The organism is Protofrankia sp. CiT1, assembly GCF_917627335.1.
Classification (GTDB): Bacteria; Actinomycetota; Actinomycetes; order Frankiales; family Frankiaceae; genus Protofrankia.
Genome location: NZ_CAKJTP010000251.1, coordinates 1 through 3,698, shown reverse-complemented (window position 1 = coordinate 3,698; position 3,698 = coordinate 1). Strand labels below are relative to the sequence as shown.

Annotated in this window: 5 protein-coding genes; 2 read left to right on the top strand and 3 right to left on the bottom strand. The window is 65.0% G+C overall.

What is annotated here, in order from left to right:
- Positions 1 to 116: 116 nt before the first annotated feature.
- Positions 117 to 539, bottom strand: coding sequence for a plasmid replication, integration and excision activator (locus MJ785_RS20945; RefSeq protein WP_239313342.1), 423 nt, complete (start codon positions 537 to 539; stop codon positions 117 to 119).
- A gap of 232 nt (positions 540 to 771) precedes the next feature.
- On the opposite strand from MJ785_RS20945, the gene MJ785_RS20940 reads away from it, so the two are divergent.
- Complete coding sequence (locus MJ785_RS20940; protein WP_239313340.1) at positions 772 to 1,188, top strand: helix-turn-helix domain-containing protein; 417 nt, start codon at positions 772 to 774, stop codon at positions 1,186 to 1,188.
- A gap of 84 nt (positions 1,189 to 1,272) precedes the next feature.
- On the opposite strand, the gene MJ785_RS20935 is transcribed toward MJ785_RS20940, so the two are convergent.
- The gene (locus MJ785_RS20935; RefSeq protein ID WP_239313338.1) at positions 1,273 to 1,500 is read right to left on the bottom strand and encodes a hypothetical protein; all 228 of its coding nucleotides are present in this window, start codon (positions 1,498 to 1,500) and stop codon (positions 1,273 to 1,275) included.
- Positions 1,497 to 1,778 (bottom strand): hypothetical protein, encoded by a 282-nt coding sequence (locus MJ785_RS20930; protein WP_239313336.1) that lies wholly within the window; start codon positions 1,776 to 1,778, stop codon positions 1,497 to 1,499. Before MJ785_RS20930 ends, MJ785_RS20935 begins: the two co-directional genes overlap by 4 nt.
- A 305-nt stretch (positions 1,779 to 2,083) precedes the next feature.
- Between MJ785_RS20930 and MJ785_RS20925 the strand changes: the two genes are divergently transcribed.
- Positions 2,084 to 3,565 carry a helix-turn-helix domain-containing protein gene (locus MJ785_RS20925; RefSeq protein ID WP_239382508.1) on the top strand — a complete coding sequence of 494 codons (1,482 nt, stop codon included), beginning with the start codon at positions 2,084 to 2,086 and terminating at the stop codon, positions 3,563 to 3,565.
- Positions 3,566 to 3,698 lie beyond the last annotated feature (133 nt).

Here is a 3,698-nt window from a genome sequence, read left to right as displayed (position 1 = left end):
ATCCGGGTAGGTGTAGCAGCGGGCTGACCAGTCCGAGCCGACGTGCACGCCCACATGCCAGGACGACCGGACCGGCGCAGGCTCACCCTCCGCGCCCGTGGTGGATGTCGGCGCGGTCATGCCGCCGCCCGTCCATCGGCGACCCGCCGGCCCGCGGCACCGACCGGCCGCATGCCCTTGGCGCGCAGCGCCAGGCCCAGTTTCGGGGTCGGACCGAACCTGTTCACCCACGGCATGACCGTCAACCCCTCGAACTCCACCGGCCGCAACGCCGTGCCCACCACTGGCTCCGGGGGTACCGGCTGGACCGGCGCGGGAATCTTCACCTTCACTTCCGCCGACCCCGCCCGCGCGTTCGGGTCGGCGTCCATCACCCGCACCGCCCACAGCAGCTCACCGGTTTCCTTGTCCCGCTCCTGCGCATCCGCCACGCCGGCCTTGCTCTTCTCGAAGTCGTTCGCCGCCTCCACGCCGAGCACGAACGCCCCGTGGGGAAACACATCCCCGAACGCCACCGGAATCCACCGCGGTATCGCCATCGCCGCCCACCTCCGTAGAAATCAGGTCCGGATGTCGCCGGCATCTCGCCGTGTTCCGGACAGCTCCCACAGTGCACCGCTCACTAACCGCGCATCAACCTTTAGGCAAAAGTCACATGCCAACTTGATATAAGCGCGAAGCAAACGGTATGCGCACACGACCCGATTCCGGCCGACGAATAGGCAACTTCAGCATGACGCGCATGTTTGCTTCACAGCTAAGATTGATGACATGAACGACGAGAACCGAAGATCACCCGTCTACACGGCCCGTGGCGCGATCGCGGGTGAGGACTGGCAGGCGGTCGCCGACGCTGTCAATCAGCGGATGGCTGCCCGCCGCATCGGACAGCAGAAACTCGCCGACACCTCCGGCGTATCCGTCTCCACCGTGCGGCAGGTTCAACACGGCGCACACGGCCGCCGGGTACAGAACGCCACCCTGTCCGCGATCGCCCACGCCCTCGGCTGGCCTGACGATCACTTGATTCAGATCTTAGTCAGCAACCACACATCAGCCGCGTCCGCCGACACGATCGACCAGGAGATCCTCGCCGGTATCGGCCGCATCGAACAGCGCCTGGACGACATCAACCATCGTCTCGCCGCCGTCGAGAAACGCGTCACCGCGGGCACGACCAACAGATAAGGGGCCAGAACCCCGACATCGGACATAGTTGCCCGCCAGGATTCTGACCCCTGCGTCTCGCTGCGGCATCAGCCGCCCGACCACTCAGCCCAGCACGGGTGACCGCCCCGCCGACTCCCGCACCGGCATCAGCTCACCCACCGGCCGGAACACAAGCGTCACCTCGACATCGCCGAACGCTTCCGCGAACCCGACCCCGTCCGGCAGCGCGGCCCAGGCCCGCATCACGTCCACCGGTCGGTCCGCCGGATGAATCGTGATCGTGCACATGCTCCCGTCTGCCATGGCGCCGGACTGCCCCTCGCTGATCATCGGCCGCCAGCCCGCCGCACGGACCGAGCTAACGCCGCCCCCAGGAGCATCCGCCCAGCCGCAGGAGCCGTCGCGGTGTCCACGAAGAAGAACAGCGGACACACCTGATAGGCGTCCCAGCCGCTCTCCACCGCGAACAATTCCGCCGACGCCGACGAATCAAACGTGATCGTCGTGTCGCGGACCCGCCGTTCCTCCCCCGCTTCGAAGCGCACCACCCCGTAGAGCATGGACAACCGCCCATCCCCACCGTCATCCACCGTGTCTGCCCCGGTCACCAGCCACCACCATCCCATCCTGTCATCGGCTCGGATGCCGGCCCGGCCCCGCGGAGACGACGCGCTCGACACGGAACCGGACCGGTTGCGGCACAGACTCGCGTTGCACCCCATCGCACCGAAAGACAAGATTCACCATCTGAGAATCATCTGATCATGCGGTAGGCAAGCGACTCGCGGATAAGCGGAACGCCTGGCACGGTAGGCGAGGTTGATATACGAAGATGCCCCGACGGATGTACCGTCAGGGCCAGTCCTGCCACGAGACGTGACCCTCGCTCCCGGCTGGAAGGCAACTGCCCGGCATGCCACCGTTCACACTCGGCCCATACACCGTCTCCGAACGACTCCTGTCACGGGATGACATGCGCGCCGCACTCGCCGCCCGTGACTTCGGCGCCGCCTTCCGACTCATGCGCAAGTACGACGGCGCCAGTCAGGACCGCATCGCCTCCGGAGTCGAAGGACTGAGCCAGAGCCGCGTCAGCAAGATCATGCGTGGTGAGGATCGGATCGCCACCCTCGACCTGATCGAACGCATCACCGACGCACTCCGGATACCAGGCGCCTTGCTGGGCCTTGCCCCCCGGCCCTGGGAAGTGATCGTCACCGACGCCCGGTCAAGACCAACGCCGTCACAAGCCCCCGCACGAACAGCACCAGCCCAGCTCCAGAACGTCGAAGTGGACCAGCGGGACTCGGTCACCCTGCTAAACAACGACGACACGTGGACGCCGCACAGCACCGAGGAACTCGCCGACCTGCTCGGCACGGACGACGGACCTCCCGTACATGCAGCCAACGCCGCCCGCCTTGCCCATGAATGGTTGATCGCGGAACCCCCACAAATCATCGAAATACGGGCCGGACGGCGTATCGGTACCGGCCTCCTGCACAAGGTCGAAGGCCGGGTCGCTCACCTACGCAAGCTCGATGACTTCATCGGCGGGAAAGACCTCAACAGTCTGGTCGAACGCGAACTCACCGCCACCATCGACCTCCTGCGCACAGCCAGCTACGACGAACGGCTTGGACGCCGTCTCCTGTCCGCTATCGCCGAACTGTGTCAACTCGCCGGCTGGGTTGCGATGGACGCCGGACTACCCATACCCGCGTCCCGGTACTTCACAGGCGGAGTTAAGGCCGCGCACGCCGCAAATGACCAACCCGTCGCCGCGAACCTGATTTCCACACTGAGTTATCAAGTCGCCAACCAGGGTGAACCGGCAGACGCCGTCCTGCTCTCACACACCGCCTACCAGGGCGCCCGCCGGACCGCGACCGCCACCACCCTCGCCCTCTTGAAAGAACGAGTGGCATGGGCACACGCCAAAGTTGGCGAACTCAAGAATACCGAGAAAGCGCTTGCCGAGGTCGACCGCCTCTACGAACAGCGACGGCCCGACGACGACCCCACCTGGGTGTACTGGCTCAACGAGGACGAAATCAACATCATGAAAGGCCGCTGCTACGTCGAGTTGACCAAACCCCGCCGCGCCGAACCACTGCTCACCAACGCCCTGAAGCACTACAACGACGACCACGCCCGCGAGGTCGCCCTGTACGAAACATGGCTTGCCGAAGTCCACATCCAAAAAGGCGACATTGACCAGGCCTGCGCCAAGGCCACCAAAGCTCTCCTCCTGGACGCACGGACAAACTCCACCCGCAGCTCCGAACGAGTCCAGACCCTGCGCGCAAAGCTCCGTCCCTACGCAGACAGCCACGCCGTCCAGGAGTTCGAAGAGCTCTACCACTCCACCATCGAGACATCTGAACACGACTGACGGTCGGACCAACGTACGGATGTACGCATCGCGCTGTCTGCCGAATTCCTCGTTTTAGGATAACCGCCGCGAATTGCATCGGATGCGAATACGCGTCGGTCTGCATGCGGCGCGTTCTGGAGTGGCTTTGACC